Raw genomic sequence first — 15,672 nt, forward strand, 5'->3', positions numbered from 1 at the left:
ACCAAAAAAATAAACCAAAAAAAAATGGAAGAACACAAACCAGAAGAATTTAAAAGAGAACTCGGATTATTAGACGGAACCATGCTTGTGGTGGGATCCATGATAGGTTCAGGGATATTTATAGTAAGTGCTGATATAGCCAGACAAGTAGGATCAGCGGGTTGGCTTACCTTAATATGGGTAATATCAGGATTAATTACCATGATAGCTGCAGTAAGTTACGGAGAATTGAGTGCAATGTTTCCTAAAGCGGGAGGGCAATATGTTTATTTAAAAGAAGCTTATAATAAATTAATAGCTTTTCTGTACGGATGGAGTTTCTTTGCAGTGATTCAAACTGGTACTATTGCTGCAGTAGGAGTAGGATTTTCGAAGTTTGCAGCTTATTTATATCCACCATTAAGTGATGATAATATATTGTATGAATTAGGCGCTTTTAAGCTTAATGCTGCACAAATCGTTTCTATAGTTACAATTGTATTGCTGACTTATATTAATAGCCGTGGAGTAAAAAACAGTAAAATTATGCAAACAGTTTTGACGGTTATTAAGATCTTATCTTTATTTGGTTTGATTGTTTTTGGATTTATGTTGGCTGCTAAAGCCGATATTTGGAATGCTAACTGGACTGATGCTTGGAGTTCAAGAGCTTTTGATGTTAAAAAGGGTTCTTGGATGCCTATTGGGGGTACAGCATTGTTGACTGGAATTTCAGCGGCAATGGTAGGTTCTTTGTTTTCTAGTGATGCTTGGAACGGAGTGACTTTTATTGCAGGTGAAATTAAAAACCCGAAACGTAATGTTGGTTTAAGTTTGTTTTTGGGAACATTTATTGTGACTATTATTTATGTAATGACAAATTTGATGTACCTCGCCGTGATTCCTTTTCAGGAAATTGCAGTAGCAAAATCAGATAGGGTGGCAGTAGTGGCTTCACAATATACTTTTGGAGACATGGGGACAATTATTATAGCTCTGATGATTATGATTTCGACTTTTGCTTGTAACAACGGATTGATTATGGCTGGAGCTCGAGTGTATTATACGATGGCAAATGATGGTTTGTTTCTTAAAAAGGCAGGTGAACTGAACGATGCAAGTGTGCCAGCATGGGCTTTGTGGGTCCAATGTATATGGGCTTCATTATTATGTTTGACAGGTAAATATGGAGATTTATTGGATTTTGTAATCATTATAGTTTTGATTTTTTATATCCTTACGATTTATGGAATCTTTATTCTCAGAAAAAAAATGCCTGATGCAGAAAGACCGTACAAGGCTTTTGGATATCCATTTCTTCCATTAGGTTACATAATTATAGCTGCAGCTATTTGTGTTGGATTATTATGTACTAAGTTTTCTACTTGTGGTTGGGGAGTTTTGATTATGCTTACAGGTATTCCGGTATATTATTTGACGAAACCGAAGGAATAAGTGTTTAGATTGTAACTCAGATATAATAAGGCTTTGCTAGTCTTCGGAATTAGATAATTGTCAAAATTAGTTAAATTAAAAAATCCATCTCAAATTTTTATGAGATGGATTTTTTTAGTTTTTAAAAAACAGAAACCCCGTTTTTTGAGGAATAAAACGGGGTTTTCTAGTGTAGTAAGCACTTATTTAATATCAGTAACTAAGTTTCTAATATTAATTCTTAATTCAAAGGAAGATTCCAAGCATCAGCTACTCCTTTGTAAAGGATTTTTCCTTTTGCAATGTTTAATCCTTTGTTTAATTCTTCGTTGTCAGCACATGCTTTTTCCCATCCTTTGTTTGCTAATTGTAAAGCATAAGGTAAAGTAGCGTTTGTTAATGCTAATGTAGATGTATAAGGAACAGCACCTGGCATGTTAGCTACACAGTAATGTACGATTTCGTCAATGATAAAAGTTGGGTTTTCGTGAGTTGTAGGAGTACAAGTTTCGATACATCCACCTTGATCTACCGCTACGTCTACTACAACAGTTCCTGGGCGCATTAATTTTAGCATGTCACGTTTGATCAAGTGAGGTGCTTTTGCTCCTGGAATTAATACTGCACCAACGATTAAATCTGCATCAGTAATTTCTTTGCTAATGTTATAGTGATTAGACATAATTGTAGTTACGTTTGCAGGCATAACATCATCTAAATAACGTAAACGTGCTAAACTCACATCCATAATAGTAACTTGAGCTCCTAAACCTGCTGCCATTTTAGCTGCTTGAGTTCCTACAATTCCACCACCAAGAATTAATACTTTAGCTGGAGGAACACCTGGAACACCACCAAGAAGAATTCCTCTTCCTTTTAATGGTTTTTCAAGATATTTAGCACCTTGTTGGATAGCCATACGACCAGCAACTTCAGACATTGGTACTAATAAAGGTAAGCTACGATCTGTTTTTTCAACTGTTTCGTAAGCTAAACAAATAGCTTGACGCTCAATCATTGCATGAGTTAACTCCTCTGATGATGCAAAGTGGAAGTAAGTGAAAAGTAATTGATCTTTTTTGATTAAATTGTATTCAGAAGCTATAGGCTCTTTTACTTTGATAATCATTTCGGCAATATTGTATACCTCTTCAATAGTTGGTAAGATTACAGCACCAGCTGCAGTATATTCTTCATCTTCAAAACCGCTTCCTTCACCTGCAGTTGCTTGAACATAAACAGTATGTCCGTGGTTTTTCATCTCAGCAACACCTGCTGGAGTTAGAGCAACACGATTTTCGTTATTCTTGATTTCTTTTGGTACACCGATTATCATATTAATAGTATTAAGTTGTTGATTTCTAAATTGAATTACAAATTTAGGATATAAAGAAAAATTTAATGCATATTGATTTAAAATAAGAAAATATTATTTTTATTTAGTATTTTAGCATAAAATAATTCCGTATTTGACGCTTTTTATATTTCTAAAAAGAAAATTAATCGGATTATTAGAAGTTTAATGAATTCCTTTATGTTATGACTTTAGATGAAATTGACAGAAAAATATTGCGTCTTCTGCAAGAAGATGCGCATCTGACCTTAAAAGATATTTCGAGTAAAATAAATTTGTCTCTTACTCCAGTTCATGATAGGGTTAAACGTCTTGAAAAAGAGGGTGTTATAGAGAAGTATGTCTCAGTTTTGAATAAGAAAAAACTAGGTAAAAACTTAACGGTTTATTGTCAGGTAACTTTGGTTAGGCAGACTTTTGATATATCGGATAGCTTTAATCTGGCTATTTTGAATTTACCCGAAGTGGTAGAGTGTAATTTTGTTTCGGGAAGTTTTGATTATATGTTAAAAATTGTTTTGCCGGATATGGAAAGCTATCATCATTTTCATCAAAAGAAATTATCGGTTTTACCAGAAGTATCTTTGATCAATAGTTTTTTTATTATTTCGGAAGTGAAGAGTACGACAGTTTTACCGATTTAGGTGTTTAATTGTAAATAAAAAATCCGCCAAGTTGCTATAACGAGGCGGATTTCTGTTGAATTCAGGTTGGATTGTAAAATTATTATCTAAAAAACTAAAATTAAAACTAAAAGCACAATTACCAACCTGTAAACGGTATGCTAGTAGTACGTAAAACGTCTTACTTTAGCAATGTATTTGGCAAGTCGAATAACTTGGTGGCTATACCCGTATTCGTTGTCATACCAGATGTATAATACTATGTTTTTTCCATCTTTAGATACAATTGTAGCATTGCTGTCATATATAGAAGGTGCCGAAGTTCCTACGATATCTGATGAAACCAATTCATTATTCAATGAATATTTGATTTGCTCTACCAATTCGCCTTCAAGTGCATATTTTTTCATGATGGTGTTAAGTTCCTCAACTGAAGTTTCTTTAGTTACTTCAAGATTTAAAACAACCAATGATCCGTTTGGAACTGGTACACGAATAGCATTTGATGTTAATTTACCTTCTAATGATGGTAATGCTTTTGCAACAGCGGTACCAGCACCAGTTTCGGTGATAACCATGTTAAGTGCAGCAGCTCTACCACGACGGTATTTTTTGTGCATATTGTCGACCAAGTTTTGATCGTTTGTATAAGCGTGAATAGTTTCTAAGTGTCCTTTTACAACTCCTAATGTATCTTCAATCGCTTTTAAGATTGGAGTGATAGCATTAGTTGTACAAGAAGCAGCAGAGAAAATATCTATTTCGTCTGGATTGTACTCGTTTTGGTTTACACCATGAACGATATTTGGAACTCCTTTTCCAGGTGCAGTAAGTAATACTTTGCTTGTTCCTTTTGAAGTTAAATGACGGCTCAATGCTTCTTGAGTAGTGAATGCACCTGTATTGTCAATCACTAAAGCATTATTGATCCCGTATTGTGTGTAGTCAATTTCTTCAGGAGTGTTCGCTGTAATGATATGAACAGTTGTACCGTTGATAATTAAAGCATTGTTGTCCGGATCAGCAATAACAGACCCTTGGAAATCTCCGTGAATAGAATCGTAACGTAATAATGAAGCTCTTTTTTCTAGGCTGGTAGCATCGTTTTTGTCTCTCGTAACGATAGCTCTCAAGCGCATTTGTTCTCCTTTTCCTGTCTTAGACATTAGCTCACGTGCCAATAAGCGTCCAATACGGCCAAAACCATAAAGAACAACGTCTTTAGGTTGAATTTCTTCGGATAATTTAGCTCCTTTTAATTTTTCTATAACAAAATGTCTAGCATCTGGATATTTCTCATCTTCTAATCGATACTCGTAAGTAAGTTTACCAATATCTAATTTTGAAGGCGGTAAGTCTAAAGTAAGAATCACATTGGCAATTTCTACTGAGTCAGAAACCGAAATAGGTTTGCCTACAAATTTACCTGCATATTCGTGTAAGTTGATAATTTCACTTACGTTCCTGTCAATTAATTGATTACGGAATAAAACCAATTCAATGGATTTGTCGTACCACAAATCGCTAATGATTTTAATTAATTCTACTCCTGAACGTCTTCTGTCGGCTTGAAACGAAACCTCTTTTTCGTATAAATCCATGTTGTTGATGTTGAAAATTTGTAATATAAATTAAAGCAATTTTTTAAAATTTGGTGCAAAAGTACTTATTTCAATCGATTTCGTAACTATTTTTAGCTTTTTTTTGGGATAAAAAAAACTGCCTTACAATTGTAAGACAGTTTTAAATTTATGGATTTAACGTTTTAGATAATTATTCGAATGACTTCTCCGTTTTTATTAATCATTTCGATACGAATACTTTGTTTTTCATCCTTATTATTTAAAAGTTTAGAAACTGATTCAATGTTCGTTGCTTTCACATTATCAATGCTTAAAATGATATTTCCAGTAAGTTCATCACTGTATTGTTGTAAATTATCATTGTTGATGGACTTAATTTTTACTCCATAATCAATTTTGAATTTCTTTTTATCATCTGCATCAATATTTTCGAGCTCGATACCTTTGAATTCGATTGTAAAAGTTTCATTTTTACTCAAAATAACGGGTACAATCATTGATTTACCGTTTCGTAGGTAAGTTACCTGAACTTTGTCGTTAGGCCTTTTGGTGTTTACATAACCTGAAAGATCTGCGAAAGTGGCAATACTTTGGTCGTCTAATTTTACGATGATATCTCCTTTTTGTAATTTAGCTTTTTCGGCTCCCGAGTTTTTGGATACTTTACTAATATAGAAACCTTGTGTCTCTGTAATGCCCAATTCTTTGGATGCTGTGCTGTTTAGCTCGCCTCCTTCAACACCTAGAATTCCTCTTTGTACATTTCCAAATTCCATAATGTCCTCGATTATTTTTCGGGCATTATTAGAAGGAACCGCAAAAGAGTATCCAACATAAGAACCTGTCATAGAAGAAATCATTGTGTTGATTCCTATTAGCTCACCACGAGTATTTACTAGTGCACCACCACTGTTACCAGGATTTACCGCGGCATCAGTTTGTATAAAAGATTGAATCCCTCTGGTATCTAGATTTCTGGCTTTGGCCGAAACGATTCCTGCTGTTACAGTCGAAGTTAAGTTATATGGATTTCCTACTGCCAATACCCATTCTCCTACCTTAACTGAATCTGAATTGGCAAACGTAGAATATGGTAATTTTTCGTCGGCATTAATTTTCAGTAAAGCAATATCCATTTTAGAATCGGTTCCAATGAGTTTCGCTTTGTATGTTTTCTTATTGTTTAAAGTAATTTCAATATCAGTTGCATCTTTTACAACATGATTATTAGTTACAATATAACCGTCTTCAGAAATAATAACGCCTGATCCTGTTCCCACTTGTTCTTGCTGTTGTTGTCCTCCATATCCGTAAAAGAATTCCATTATAGGATTGGTAACGGTTCTTACCGATACATTTTTTACGTGTACTACAGTGTGAATGGTTTTTTCTGCTGCAATAGTAAAATCAGTGTTTTCGGGAGTTAAGCCAACAGGTCTTCCGTAGTATTCAGGAGCAAGTGTTGTAACTCCATGCTTGTTGGATGAAAAATAACCATTGTTGTCAAATAATAATTTGTATGCCCCAAGGGTAGTAGCACCACTCAACAATGATACCAAGAATAATTTTGAAATTTGTTTCATGTCTATAATAATATTTGAGGTTTTAAAGTTTGTGAATTTTTGTACGTGTTAATCGTTTTTTTTGGACTATTTCTGATGTTTTATTTATTTCATAAAGCATTGTTTATTTTATGAAATATTTAAGTTTTATTAGTTATTTAGTCACGAATTTAGCAGAAAATTTTTTTCGTACAATGTGGTTTAACGCTCTTTAACAATGATTAACAATTCATTAATAGTTTGTACTTTTGTATCATTAAAATTGAATAAAAAATGCAATTAGATTTTTATAAATATCAAGGAGCTGGGAATGATTTTGTTATGATTGACAATCGTTCAGGATTTTTTCCAAAAGAAAATATACAATTGGTTGCTCATTTGTGTGACAGACGTTTTGGAGTAGGGGGAGATGGGCTTATTTTATTAGAAAACGATTTGGATACCGATTTTAAGATGGTGTATTATAATTCAGATGGCAATCAAAGTTCGATGTGTGGTAATGGAGGACGTTGCTTAGTAGCTTTTGCCAAAGATCTGGAAGTAATTCACGACAAAACGACTTTTATAGCTACAGATGGTTTGCATCATGCTACATTCGAGGATAACGGATTGGTTTCTTTACAAATGATAGATGTTCCTGCTATAGATGTTCAAAAGGATTATTCGTTTTTGAATACCGGTTCTCCACATCATGTGCAAATGGTAGAAGATTTGGAGCACTATAATGTAAAAGAAAATGGAGCTGCGATTCGTTATGGGGATTTGTATGGCGCAGCAGGAAGCAATATTAATTTTGTAAAAAAAATAGACGATACCACCTTTAGACTTCGTACCTACGAAAGAGGGGTTGAAGATGAAACGTTGGCTTGTGGAACCGGAGCCACTGCTGTTGCAATCGCAATGAATGCCACAGGACAAACTGATGCTACAGCAATTAATGTGAATGTAGAGGGAGGAAAATTAGTTGTTTCTTTTGATAAAAATCAAAATGGATTTACGAATGTTTTCTTGAAAGGACCTGCAGAATTTGTATTTAAAGGAGTGATAGAGATCTAAGATTTAAGATTAACGATTTTTGATTTCAGATTTGGAAATTAAGAATCTTGTACGAGTCTGAAATCTAAATTCTGTATTCTAAAATCTAGAATTTAAATGATAACACTAAAAGGCGATAATATTTACCTCAGAGCACTTGAACCTAATGATCTGGAGTTCATTTATGCAATGGAGAATGATCAGAGTATTTGGGAAGTGAGTAATACACATACACCCTACAGTCGGTTTTTGGTCAAGCAGTATTTAGAAAATGCTCATCAGGATATTTATGAAGCCAAGCAATTGAGATTGGCAATTTGTCAAGATCAAGATTTTCCGGCTTTGGGACTGATTGATTTGTTTGATTTTGATCCTATGAACCATAGAGCTGGTATTGGTATTGTAATTCAGGGTGTTGAGAACAGGAATCAGAATATTGGATCAGAAGCATTGGAGTTACTTATTAAGTATTCTTTTTATAATCTTAATTTGCATCAGTTATATGCAAATATTGGATGTGAAAATAAGGCTAGTATTGCTCTTTTTACTAAATTTGGTTTCGAAAAAATAGGCATAAAAAAAGATTGGACTTTTGTCAATGGAGTATATAAAGACGAGGCCATTTATCAATTAATCAATAATTAAACGAGTTTCAGAAAATAGGAACGAGTTAGAATAACAATTTTAAATTTAATATATTTTGAACGTAAAGAAAGTAGTATCTATAAGTGCTGTAGTAATTGTATCCATTTTGATTGTTTACGGTTTTGTTTTGATAACCCAAATATTTAGTGACAATACAAAATTTTCAGAAAAAGAGTTGTATGTCTATGTGCCAACAGGATCAGACTATGATCAAGTAAAGAAAATAATTGCTCCGTATGTTAAACATATGGATCGTTTTGAAATGGTAGCTGGAAAAACGAGCTATCCAGAAAATGTGAAGCCAGGACGCTTTTTATTTAAAAAAGGAATGAGTAGTTATGATTTGGTTAGAACAATGAAAGTTAATGATCCAGTAAGATTAGCTTTCAATAATCAAGAGCGTTTAGAAAATTTTGCAGGAAGAGTAGGTTCTCAATTAGAGCCTGATAGCTTAGAGTTATTGAATACTTTCAGAGATTCTGTTTTCTTGAAAGAAAATGGATTTACAGAAGAGAATGTTCTTGTAATGTTTATTCCTAACACCTATGAAATTTACTGGAATACTTCGGCGGAGAAGTTTCGAGATAAAATGATTAAAGAATATCGTAATTTTTGGAATAAAGAACGAACAGCTAAGGCAGCGGCTCAGGGCTTAACGCCAATTCAAGCTACCATTTTGGCTTCGATAGTGCATAAGGAATCCGTTAAGAAAGATGAGAGACCAAGAATTGCAGGAGTTTATTTGAATAGAATGAGATTAGAAATGCCATTGCAGGCTGATCCAACAGTAATTTTTGCAATGAAATTGAAATCAAATGATTTTAATCAAGTAATCAAAAGAGTGTTTTATAACGATTTGATTATGAAACATCCTTATAATACCTATGTAAATATTGGCCTTCCTCCAGGACCAATTGCTATGCCAGACATTACAGCACTAGAGGCAGTTCTAAATCCTGAGAAACATAATTATATCTATTTCTGTGCAAGTGTAGATCGTTTTGGTTATCATGAATTTGCGGCAACTTTGTCAGAGCATAATATTAATGCAAAAAAATATTCTGATTGGATTAATAATCAAGGGGTACAGCGCTAGAATTTATATCCCTTAGGGAAAATATTTAAAAGGCTTCAAAATTTAACTTTGAAGCCTTTTTTTATCACAAAAAAGATGTTCTCAAAACCGTGATTACATGTGAGATGGAAATGCATTTATCGATTTAGAAAAATTAGGTTTTTGGACTTAGCTTTAGTTGTCGGATACAATGTAGCAGCTCGACCTTTATAATCATGCTCAAAATGACGATATTACTTGATAATTCTTATATTTTTATTTCAAAAAATATATCAAAATTGCAGTTTCGTAATCATTATGTAGCTATTTTACATTTTTAAGACGTTTTTGCTTTTTTTAAATAAGAATAAACTTATTTTTTTAAGCTCATTTTTTTGTGTTTTTTCAATCATTCTTTTCTATTCTCAAAACCCGAACACCCGCACAGTTAGGGACTTATAGAGAGTAAATCTAGACTGTTGGTAGTTTTAAAGCCTTGATTTTCAGCTTTATTTTTTAAGTTGTATCTTTGTGCATAGAAATTTCTTAACGGGACAGCGTTTTGAAGAAATCCAAATTATGATAAAAAAATGGTATTATTGCGCAAGTTTGATTGTTGTTGTAGCTTATTTAAGCTCCGGTTTTAAACCCTCCAAATTAGAATCTACCCCATGGTTTCTAATTAACGAAACAGATGATACATCCTACTTACTACCATCATTAAATGTGAGCGATTATACCAATTCTGAAATTCCTTATACAGGAAATTTTTTTATTGGTTATAAAGAAGCAATCGGCTTCAAAGAATCACAAGGAAAATACAAAAAAATTAATTCTCTCGGCTATTTAGGAAAATACCAATTTGGTATTGAAACGTTAAAAACTATTGGTATTTACAATAGTAGTGCTTTTTTGAACAGTCCTAGAATGCAGGAAAAAGCTTTTATTGCCCTTTTGTCTAAAAATAAATGGGAGTTAAGAGCTATTATCGAAAAGTATGATGGTGCCGTTTTAAACGGAACCAGAATTACTGAGTCTGGTATTTTGGCAGCTGCACATCTTGCTGGTGTGGGGTCTGTTAAAAAATATTTCAGATATAATGGGAAGCGCTTTATTAAAGACGCTTATGGAACTTCTTTAAGAAGTTATTTGAAAAGATTTGGCGGTTATGACACTTCGTTTATTATTGCTGATAGTTCTGCAAGTGTAATTTAAATTTTAGTAACCTCAATTTGTTATTAAATAAGAGGCCGTTTGAAATTAATTTCAAACGGCCTCTTATATTTTGGTTTAGCTTTTAGCTAATATTTCTCCTTTTGGATTCACTTTTAGTTTGATTACTTCTTTGTCTTTTTTGAGTTTTAAATTATATTCTTTTTTTGTGATATCACCACCTTCTTGGGTGTAAAGAAACTTGTCGTTCACAATTTGCCAACCAGGGTATGCTTTGTAAATTGAATAAATTACAGCTGCAGGTAGTTGTATATTATCGTATTTTTCAACAACACTAGTAAGTTTTCCTTTAGAATCATAAGTAGCAGTCAAAATTCCTTTTTCTCCTTCTAATATAACAAGATAATTTTCAAAACCTTCGTAGTCTTTTCCTAAATCATAGGCAATAAATTCACTTTGAAGTTTTTTAACACTTAGGTCTGGATTTTTATCGGGTAGGTAATATGAAAAATCTTTTCCTGCATTTTTAACAACTACCTCTGGTAGATCTACTGATTTCATTGTTCCTTCGTCGTTATTTCCTTCTACTTTATTCTGCGAGTAAGAGGTAATATTCATTGCTAGAAACAATGCAATAATGATAAATGATTTCATAATATTCTATTTTAAGTTAATATTATATTAGAGAATTAGCTTTAAATAAAAGCTAAGGTTTCTTTATTGCTTCCCCTTTTTGTTATGTTATCTATTCAAAACTAACTACAAAATTAAAGCAATAGCAACTCCTTGATTGTTAATCATTTACTTAATTGATGTTAATTTATTTGATGATTTTGTGTAGTTTTTTATTCAGATAGAGAGTTATAATTTTCACTTTTAAAGCAGTACATCCTCGTTTTTTGCATCGTGTCTTAATTTTAGGATTATGTAAGAATGGTGGTATTTTGAAATAATGCAAATTAAATTTTTAAAGTAAGTTTAATAGTATGATTGGATTGGTCAAAGAAATAAAATAACAGTTTTTTAAGGAGATGTTAGTTTTTTTTTGATTTTTCGTTAAGCGATCGATGTATTTGTTTTGTATTATTTGAGATATGGTTTTGAAAAATAATGACTCTAAATTTTGTTTCGTTAAGAGTTAAAAGAAGTTTGCTAATTGCTTAAATATTGGGTGATTAAGTCGAAAAAAAAAGGATCTAATTAAAGATCCCTTTTTTTTGTTTTATTAAATTTTGTATTCCGTTAATCAATTAAAATCTCTAATATTTTAATAGCGGCATCACTTATTTTTGTTCCAGGACCAAAAACGGCTGCGGCACCTGCATCAAATAAAAATTGGTAGTCTTGTGCTGGAATTACTCCACCAACAATGACCATGATGTCTTCTCTACCGTATTTTTTTAGTTCTTCAATTACTTGTGGGACCAATGTTTTGTGACCCGCAGCTAGTGAAGATACTCCAAGTATGTGTACATCGTTTTCAACTGCTTGTTTAGCAGCTTCTGCAGGTGTTTGAAATAGTGGGCCAATATCCACATCAAAACCTACATCGGCATAGCCTGTAGCAACTACTTTGGCACCACGGTCGTGACCATCCTGTCCCATTTTGGCAATCATGATTCTTGGTCGACGGCCTTCTTGTTTGGCAAAGGCGTCTGCTAGTTGTTTTGCTTTTTCAAAACTTTTGTCGTCTTTCATCTCTTTGCTATACACACCACTAAAAGATTTAATTTGGGCTTTATATCTACCAAAAACAGTTTCTAATGCATCGCTAATTTCTCCTAATGTACAACGATTTCTCGCAGCTTCAATGGCAAATTCCAATAAATTTCCTTCCCCAGTTTGGGCGCAATGGGTTAATTTTTGGAGAGATGTTTGTACTTTATTTGCATCTCTTGTTGCTTTGATTCTATCGAGTTGTTCGAGTTGTTGTAGTCGAACCATTTGGTTGTCAACATCTAGAATTTGCAAGGGATCTTCTTTTTCTAAACGGTATTTGTTAACTCCTACAATGATGTCTTGACCGCTATCGATTCGGGCTTGTTTACGAGCTGCTGCTTCCTCAATTCTAATCTTTGGAATTCCGGTTTCAATAGCTTTGGTCATTCCACCAAGTTCCTCTACTTCTTCAATTAGTTTCCAAGCTTTTTCTACAATTTCATTGGTCAAGCTCTCAACATAATAACTACCTGCCCAAGGATCTACAGTTTTGGTAATTTTGGTTTCTTCTTGTAAATAGATTTGGGTATTTCGGGCTATTCGTGCAGAGAAATCTGTAGGCAAGGCAATTGCTTCATCTAGTGCATTAGTATGTAAAGATTGTGTTCCTCCAAAGGCAGCAGCAGTAGCTTCGATACATGTACGGGCCACGTTATTGAAAGGATCTTGCTCTGTTAAACTCCAACCAGATGTTTGACAATGGGTTCTAAGAGCTAATGATTTATCATCTATTGGGTTGAATTGTTTTACCAATTTGGCCCAAATCATTCTACCAGCTCTCATTTTGGCAATTTCCATAAAATGGTTCATTCCTATGGCCCAGAAAAAAGATAAGCGTGGAGCGAAATCGTCTATTTTCATCCCAGCAGCTAGTCCTGTTCTGATATATTCTAATCCATCGGCAAGAGTGTAGGCTAATTCAATATCTGCAGTAGCTCCAGCTTCTTGCATGTGATATCCTGAGATGGAAATTGAATTGAATTTTGGCATTTTATTGCTAGTGAATTCAAATATATCGGCAATGATTTTCATCGATGGAGTAGGTGGATAGATGTAGGTATTACGCACCATAAACTCTTTTAGAATATCATTTTGGATTGTTCCGGAAAGTTGCGCTGGTTTTACTCCTTGTTCTTCGGCGGCGACAATATAAAAAGCCATAATTGGCAATACTGCACCGTTCATTGTCATAGAAACAGACATTTCGTCAAGTGGAATCTGATTGAACAATACTTTCATGTCTTCAACAGAATCGATGGCAACTCCAGCTTTTCCGACATCACCTACCACGCGTTCGTGGTCTGAGTCGTAGCCTCTATGGGTTGGTAAATCAAAAGCGATAGAAAGTCCTTTTTGTCCTGCGGCAAGGTTTCGTCTATAAAATGCATTACTCTCTTCGGCTGTAGAGAATCCGGCATATTGACGAATGGTCCAAGGTCTTCGTACATACATTGTAGCGTAAGGTCCGCGCAAATTGGGTGCAAAACCTGCTCCGAAATCAAGATGTTCGATTTTTTCGATGTCTTTTTCAGTATAGGTTTTACTGAGTTCAATTCCTTCCGCAGTCAGAAATTTTTGTTCTGAGTTTGTGGGAGCAATGTCCAAATTATTGGAATTATCAAGCTTTATATGTTGTAAGTCTTTTCTTTTCATCTTGGTAGCCTTTAATCCGTTTAGTTAATTAAACCAAATTGATTTTTTATTATTTACTGAAACTAAATACTGTATTCTAAATTATTCTTCCGCAAGGCGTTCCTGTTCTAATTTCTCGGCCAATCGTTTTTCAATTATTGGAGTAATCAAAGTTTTTCTCGGTTTGATTTTTACAAAAGGAAACAATTCTAAATCATGTTTCATTTTGTCATTTTTATTAGGGTATCTATTGGTACCTAATAATGGTTCTTTTCCAGAGTCAAATAAAGCTTGTTCAGCATCGGCGCTTTCTTGAATTTTTCTTTTAATTACACCTTCATTCAGTTGTTTTAAAAATCCTCCATTGGATTCAATATCTTTGAATAATATCAATGCTTTTTCTGCCAATTGATTGGTTAGGCTTTCTATATAGTAGCTACCATCTGCAGGATTATCAACTTTATCAAAGTAGCTTTCATCTTTTAGAATCAATAATTGGTTTCTGGCAATTCTGTCGCCAAATTCATTGTCTTTGTGGTACAATGCATCATAAGGTAAATTGGCAACGGCATCTGCTCCTCCAAGTATGGCACTCATGCATTCGGTTGTTGTACGAAGCATGTTTACATTATAGTCGTAAATGGTTTTGTTGCGTTTTGTTGGAGTAACCAACAAATGACAATCCAGATTATGATTGTATTCTTGGGCTATTGTATTAAAAAGGATTCGTAAAGCGCGCAGTTTGGCAATTTCGAAAAAATAATTAGTTCCTACTGAAACATGAAATACAATAGGTTTGTTAATTTCTGTTATTCGGTTGAAATATTCATTAGCGTGTGCTAAGCTATACGCAATTTGCTGTACTACATTAGCACCGGCATTTTGATATAAGCCGCTATTTATACTTATAATAGAAAGAGAAGAAGCCTCTTTAGATAATATGTTTAGTGTGTCGAAATTATTCTTTTCAGTAGTTACAAACCAATTTCCATCTTTGGCTAATTGTCCTATCGGGTCTATATTACAATAGATAGTTGCATTTTTTTCTTTTGCAATAGCATCAATTTTTTTTACGAAATCGATTGAAATAAAATTGAAATGAAAGTAAATGGCAACTTCCTCTAATGGCAGTTTTTCTAACAGTTTTGCAATGTCAAGAGTGTGATCTTGAATAGTAAACCGAATGCTTTCGGCACCTCGATTTATTGAATCTAGAGCTTTTTCTATGGATTTATCAATATCAAAAACAAAGATGTTTTGACAAATTTTAAATTGTGAAGCTTTTGTGCAAACGGGATTTTTTTTAGTAAAATCCTCTTTGTCGTAAAATGGCTTTATTTTAATGTCTTCTGGGGAATTCCAGATCAGGGTGTCATTATAGTCGGCTCCTTTGAGTTCAAATTGAATTTTTTGTTTCCAAAGTTTTGCAGAAACAGGGCTGAAATCGTCGAATAGGTTCTTAGCCATTTTTAATTGTAATTAGTTTGATTGTATTACTTTACGATTATTTCTTTTTAACGGTATCACCTTCAAATTCGATGATGTAAATGTCTTCACTATCTTTTTTCATATAGTATTTTTCGCGAGCATATTTTTCTATTTGCAAAGGGTTTTTCAATTGCTTGATGTTCTCTTCATCTTTTTTTATTTCGCCTTGATAATATGCAGCATTATCTTCTAGTTCTTCTATTTGTTTGTTTAAAAAACGGTGTTCAAAATATGAATAGTTGTCCAAAAAGACCATCCAGGTCAAGAATGATAATGAGACCCAAATGTACTTGTTGCTTAAGATTTTAAACCAAGTTTTGTCTTTATATGGATTTTTCATTGGGGGTGTTTTTTACCTAATTTTAATAGAAAAGTCTAGATTTTGCTTTTT

The 15,672-nt window shown here is 33.5% G+C and carries 13 protein-coding genes; 6 read left to right on the forward strand and 7 right to left on the reverse strand.

Features of this window, described 5'->3' with window-relative positions:
• Nucleotides 1–24: 24 nt before the first annotated feature.
• The gene (locus OZP08_RS08025; RefSeq protein ID WP_281323421.1) at nt 25–1,434 is read left to right on the forward strand and encodes an APC family permease; all 1,410 of its coding nucleotides are present in this window, start codon (nt 25–27) and stop codon (nt 1,432–1,434) included.
• Between the two features lie 220 nt (nt 1,435–1,654).
• Here the strand turns inward: OZP08_RS08025 and ald are convergent, their stop codons facing one another.
• On the reverse strand, nt 1,655–2,749 hold the full coding sequence (ald, locus tag OZP08_RS08030) for an alanine dehydrogenase (RefSeq protein ID WP_268849091.1): 1,095 nt from the start codon (nt 2,747–2,749) through the stop codon (nt 1,655–1,657).
• A 203-nt stretch (nt 2,750–2,952) separates the two neighbouring features.
• Between ald and OZP08_RS08035 the strand changes: the two genes are divergently transcribed.
• Nucleotides 2,953–3,411 carry an Lrp/AsnC family transcriptional regulator gene (locus OZP08_RS08035; RefSeq protein ID WP_268849092.1) on the forward strand — a complete coding sequence of 153 codons (459 nt, stop codon included), beginning with the start codon at nt 2,953–2,955 and terminating at the stop codon, nt 3,409–3,411.
• A 140-nt stretch (nt 3,412–3,551) separates the two neighbouring features.
• Here the strand turns inward: OZP08_RS08035 and OZP08_RS08040 are convergent, their stop codons facing one another.
• Together OZP08_RS08040 and OZP08_RS08045 are read right to left on the reverse strand one after the other, a co-directional pair.
• A complete protein-coding gene (locus OZP08_RS08040) occupies nt 3,552–5,000 on the reverse strand; it encodes a glyceraldehyde-3-phosphate dehydrogenase (RefSeq protein ID WP_268849463.1) in 1,449 nt (482 codons plus the stop codon).
• 155 nt (nt 5,001–5,155) lie between these two features.
• A complete protein-coding gene (locus OZP08_RS08045; protein ID WP_268849093.1) occupies nt 5,156–6,556 on the reverse strand; it encodes a trypsin-like peptidase domain-containing protein in 1,401 nt (466 codons plus the stop codon).
• A gap of 252 nt (nt 6,557–6,808) precedes the next feature.
• Here OZP08_RS08045 and dapF point away from each other — a divergent pair, with 252 nt between their 5' ends.
• The 4 genes from dapF (at nt 6,809) to OZP08_RS08065 (ending at nt 10,484) form a co-directional block, all read left to right on the forward strand.
• Nucleotides 6,809–7,591, forward strand: coding sequence for a diaminopimelate epimerase (gene dapF / locus OZP08_RS08050; protein ID WP_268849094.1), 783 nt, complete (start codon nt 6,809–6,811; stop codon nt 7,589–7,591).
• A 96-nt stretch (nt 7,592–7,687) separates the two neighbouring features.
• Nucleotides 7,688–8,215, forward strand: coding sequence for a GNAT family N-acetyltransferase (locus OZP08_RS08055; protein WP_281323422.1), 528 nt, complete (start codon nt 7,688–7,690; stop codon nt 8,213–8,215).
• 55 nt (nt 8,216–8,270) lie between these two features.
• Nucleotides 8,271–9,311 (forward strand): endolytic transglycosylase MltG, encoded by a 1,041-nt coding sequence (gene mltG, locus OZP08_RS08060; protein ID WP_281323423.1) that lies wholly within the window; start codon nt 8,271–8,273, stop codon nt 9,309–9,311.
• Nucleotides 9,312–9,848: 537 nt separating this feature from the next.
• Entirely contained in the window at nt 9,849–10,484 is a 636-nt protein-coding gene (locus OZP08_RS08065; protein WP_268849097.1) for a peptidoglycan-binding protein LysM, read from the forward strand.
• A 75-nt stretch (nt 10,485–10,559) separates the two neighbouring features.
• Here the strand turns inward: OZP08_RS08065 and OZP08_RS08070 are convergent, their stop codons facing one another.
• The 4 genes from OZP08_RS08070 to OZP08_RS08085 form a co-directional block, all read right to left on the reverse strand.
• Nucleotides 10,560–11,096, reverse strand: a complete 537-nt coding sequence (locus OZP08_RS08070) for a hypothetical protein (RefSeq protein WP_268849098.1) — start codon at nt 11,094–11,096, stop codon at nt 10,560–10,562.
• A 588-nt stretch (nt 11,097–11,684) separates the two neighbouring features.
• On the reverse strand, nt 11,685–13,814 hold the full coding sequence (scpA, locus tag OZP08_RS08075) for a methylmalonyl-CoA mutase (protein WP_268849099.1): 2,130 nt from the start codon (nt 13,812–13,814) through the stop codon (nt 11,685–11,687).
• A gap of 81 nt (nt 13,815–13,895) precedes the next feature.
• Entirely contained in the window at nt 13,896–15,260 is a 1,365-nt protein-coding gene (locus tag OZP08_RS08080) for a methylmalonyl-CoA mutase subunit beta (protein WP_281323424.1), read from the reverse strand.
• 37 nt (nt 15,261–15,297) lie between these two features.
• Entirely contained in the window at nt 15,298–15,621 is a 324-nt protein-coding gene (locus tag OZP08_RS08085; protein ID WP_268849100.1) for an FtsB family cell division protein, read from the reverse strand.
• Between the last annotated feature and the right edge of the window lie 51 nt (nt 15,622–15,672).

Source organism: Flavobacterium aestivum, from assembly GCF_026870175.2.
In the GTDB taxonomy this organism is placed as follows: domain Bacteria; phylum Bacteroidota; class Bacteroidia; order Flavobacteriales; family Flavobacteriaceae; genus Flavobacterium; species Flavobacterium aestivum.

Excerpts from the sequence above, each read along its gene's own strand:
- ald (WP_268849091.1), bottom strand. The coding sequence starts at position 2,749 with ATGATAATCGGTGTACCAAAAGAAATCAAGAATAACGAAAATCGTGTT.
- OZP08_RS08055 (WP_281323422.1), top strand. The coding sequence starts at position 7,688 with ATGATAACACTAAAAGGCGATAATATTTACCTCAGAGCACTTGAACCT.
- OZP08_RS08045 (WP_268849093.1), bottom strand. The coding sequence starts at position 6,556 with ATGAAACAAATTTCAAAATTATTCTTGGTATCATTGTTGAGTGGTGCT.
- OZP08_RS08025 (WP_281323421.1), top strand. The coding sequence starts at position 25 with ATGGAAGAACACAAACCAGAAGAATTTAAAAGAGAACTCGGATTATTA.
- OZP08_RS08065 (WP_268849097.1), top strand. The coding sequence starts at position 9,849 with ATGATAAAAAAATGGTATTATTGCGCAAGTTTGATTGTTGTTGTAGCT.
- OZP08_RS08035 (WP_268849092.1), top strand. The coding sequence starts at position 2,953 with ATGACTTTAGATGAAATTGACAGAAAAATATTGCGTCTTCTGCAAGAA.
- OZP08_RS08085 (WP_268849100.1), bottom strand. The coding sequence starts at position 15,621 with ATGAAAAATCCATATAAAGACAAAACTTGGTTTAAAATCTTAAGCAAC.
- OZP08_RS08070 (WP_268849098.1), bottom strand. The coding sequence starts at position 11,096 with ATGAAATCATTTATCATTATTGCATTGTTTCTAGCAATGAATATTACC.
- OZP08_RS08080 (WP_281323424.1), bottom strand. The coding sequence starts at position 15,260 with ATGGCTAAGAACCTATTCGACGATTTCAGCCCTGTTTCTGCAAAACTT.
- scpA (WP_268849099.1), bottom strand. The coding sequence starts at position 13,814 with ATGAAAAGAAAAGACTTACAACATATAAAGCTTGATAATTCCAATAAT.
- dapF (WP_268849094.1), top strand. The coding sequence starts at position 6,809 with ATGCAATTAGATTTTTATAAATATCAAGGAGCTGGGAATGATTTTGTT.